This is a genomic window from Holospora curviuscula (assembly GCF_002930195.1).
In the GTDB taxonomy this organism is placed as follows: domain Bacteria; phylum Pseudomonadota; class Alphaproteobacteria; order Holosporales; family Holosporaceae; genus Holospora; species Holospora curviuscula.
Genome location: NZ_PHHC01000064.1, coordinates 3,455 through 6,259 on the forward strand (window position 1 = coordinate 3,455; position 2,805 = coordinate 6,259).

Genomic DNA, 2,805 nt, shown 5'->3' on the forward strand with positions numbered 1-2,805 from the left:
GCCTCGTTAAGAATCCTCCTGGCTACGGGGTTAGCCTTGGCGGGCAAGGACTCAGGAGACATCCAGGCTTGTGACACTGCGGCCACCACTGGCTTGGAGGAAAATTTTGTCACCACCATTCTGGCAGTAGCCTACGATGTGGCTCAGGGGGTAAAAGATGTGGGGGATGAGCTCCAGGAGGGCAATTACTGGAGCGCCACCGGTCAAGGAGCCCTAGCTGCCGGTTCCGTAGCATTGGATTTGGCCAGTGGAGGCGTGGGCAGCACCGTGGTAAAAGCCGGAGTCCGCTTGGCCCGGAAAGCTTTAGGCGGCGGGGAAAAAGGCCCTGAAGTCCTGAAAATGGAAGGTGCCCCCACGGGAGCCCGCAGAAAAATAGAGGAAAAACAGCGGAAAGAACGGGGGCTTATCCGGGATAAAAAAGCCCCGGCTCCAGAAAATCCAGGGCAAACAGCCCTGCAAAAAGCCGACCAAGAACGGCTGGAGCTGAAGGGACAGAAAAAGGTGGATCCGGTGCATCCGAAGTGTACCGAAGAGGTGGAAAAGGCGGTGAAAAACTCTAAATATAAGTATCGTAAGGATTTACCAGATGGAAGAGTGCGGTTTTATACAAAATATAATCTACCAAATGACAAAACCTCAAACATTCGTACCGATGGTGGATCAAATAATGTGAAAGAAGTGTGTCCAAAAACTGGAAATACTCGAACTTGGACTGAATCTTATCAAAAGCCTAGTGAGGCTCGTCCAAAAGAAGCTCGTGGCGGAGCGCCACAGAACGATTTACATGTGGTGCAAGTTCGACCTCAAAATAAAAACGGTGTGGAGATTCAATGTCAACATTATCCTGCAACGGATAAAGAACTAAAAAAATTTCAGGATGGAGAAATTTCTAAACTGAATACCAATCCTAATCTTCTAGAAAAAAAATAGGAGGGGAAAGATGAGTATATTAGGACAATATTATCAGCGCTATGTTTTGAATAATTATAACGTTGATAAATATACTCCAGATCCAGATTGGCGGGATTGTACCCGCTATCTGGCGGGGTTTTTGATGAAGGTGGTGTTGCTCAATGAGTGGAGAGAATACGAGTATCCAAAAGATGATTGGAGCGATGAATTTACCAAAATAGCGAAAGTTTTGGATTTAACTTTTGAATACGGAAAAGATATTTCGGGAGAAGATGTCCATAATATCATTGATCGTAAAAAAAATATGAGTGATCATTATCCAGATGAGTCTTTGATGGGAGATATTGCATACACTACTGTTCTTGGAGATTCTATTAATGCGGACATTCTAGAATGCATCGCAATCACTAACGATCTATTTATTGGTCGCAGAAATACAGAGGATATATACGAGGCCGCTACAACCAGCGAGCTCTACGATCCCAGTATTAAATGGCCCTGCCACCCAAATCATGATACGCTGTGTCCCAGTTTTGATCGTGCTATCCAGCCCTACCTTCAAGGTCAGGACCCGCCCCGGAGTCAAGCCGTTATCTGGGTTCCCTTTCCTATTTTACGGTTTTCTTTTTTTGCCAAAGAAGTCGCCCTCTTTGGCCGGTCCTTTGACGGGATGCAGCGGGTGGCCCAGGAGCAACTGGAACAGCTGGACAGTCGCCTTATTCACCCGGAATATTTCTTTATTTTGGCCCGGGTGCTGGAGCTAGAGGACACTCCGGAATCCCGGAACAGCTTGGATATCCTGGCTAACAACCTGTTCTTGGGGGAAAAACCCTTGACTCAAGCTTGGGTGGAAGGGCCAGAGGAGGCGCCGTGGCTGCGATGAAATTTTGGACCTTCCTAACTCAACTTTGGAGTCAGTTTAAGGGGGAGGTGCGCATTGAGGCTCGCGAGGAGCTCCTTCTGAGCCCCGCCCTGAAGTATGACAGCTTTGAGAAGGTTTCGGTGGTAAAGGACTCTCGCATTCTCCAGAAAACCCAGGCTCACCAAGGCCAAGGGGTGGACTACGTGGACTGTTCTGTTCAGGGTCATTTGGCGGTGGATACGCCGCACCTGGAGGTTATTTCCACAACGGGCCAGCGCCCCCCGGGTATGGAAATCGTTCCTCGCCCAGAATTTACCGAGATCCACCGCACGGTCGTGCCCTCTATTACTGAAGAATCCCAGAGACCTCGTACCACTGTTAAGCCTGCCTTCAAGGCCGCTCTGGGGGTGGGCATTGCAGCTTTGGCAGGGGCCAGCGGAGGGATTGCCTCTGGCGTGCTTGCAGCGTCCGCTCAGGCCTTCATTCAGAAGGGAGGCCTGGAGTCTCTGGCCAACCACGAATCCCTCCAGCTCTCGGATATGCTCAAGGCAGCGGGAAAAACCCTTGCGGTGCAAGGGCTAAGCTTGGGTGTGGGGGATCTGGGCAGCGCCGGGAACTTGGCTAAAACGACGGCAGCCCATAGCTTGGTGTATCAGGAAAATCCTGTAAAAACCCTTGCCCGCCAGGGCGTTCTTCAGATCTCCGCCGCAGGAGCCTCAGAGATCGGCCAGGCCTATCGTAGCGGCCTTTCGGGGCTGGAACATAAATTACTCCACGGAGCCCTGGCCATGGCCTCCACGGTGTCTCTCCAAGCTCTTCAGAGCGGCACTGTGGACTGGAATCAGGCTCTTCTGGCGGCGGGCGCCACCATGGCGGCGGAATCCATGGCAGAGGGCTGCACGGGCATTATCCGAGAACAATTGCCTACCCGGGAGCTGGGGGAGGAGGAAGAAGGGTATTTTCAGCGCTGTGATGAAGCCATTCGCGGCTTGGCGGAAACCACTTCTGCTTCGCTGAGAGTGCTGACGGCG

Annotated in this window: 2 protein-coding genes and 1 pseudogene; all 3 read left to right on the forward strand. The window is 51.4% G+C overall.

Annotated features, from left to right (window positions below):
• A pseudogene (locus HCUR_RS00990) lies at window positions 1-930 on the forward strand (hypothetical protein); the annotation flags it as partial.
• A 10-nt stretch (window positions 931-940) separates the two neighbouring features.
• Window positions 941-1,795, forward strand: coding sequence for a hypothetical protein (locus HCUR_RS00995; protein WP_243397236.1), 855 nt, complete (start codon window positions 941-943; stop codon window positions 1,793-1,795).
• Window positions 1,783-2,805: hypothetical protein (locus tag HCUR_RS01000; protein WP_207760848.1), on the forward strand; the 1,023-nt coding region annotated here is incomplete at its 3' end. The genes HCUR_RS00995 and HCUR_RS01000, both read left to right, overlap by 13 nt.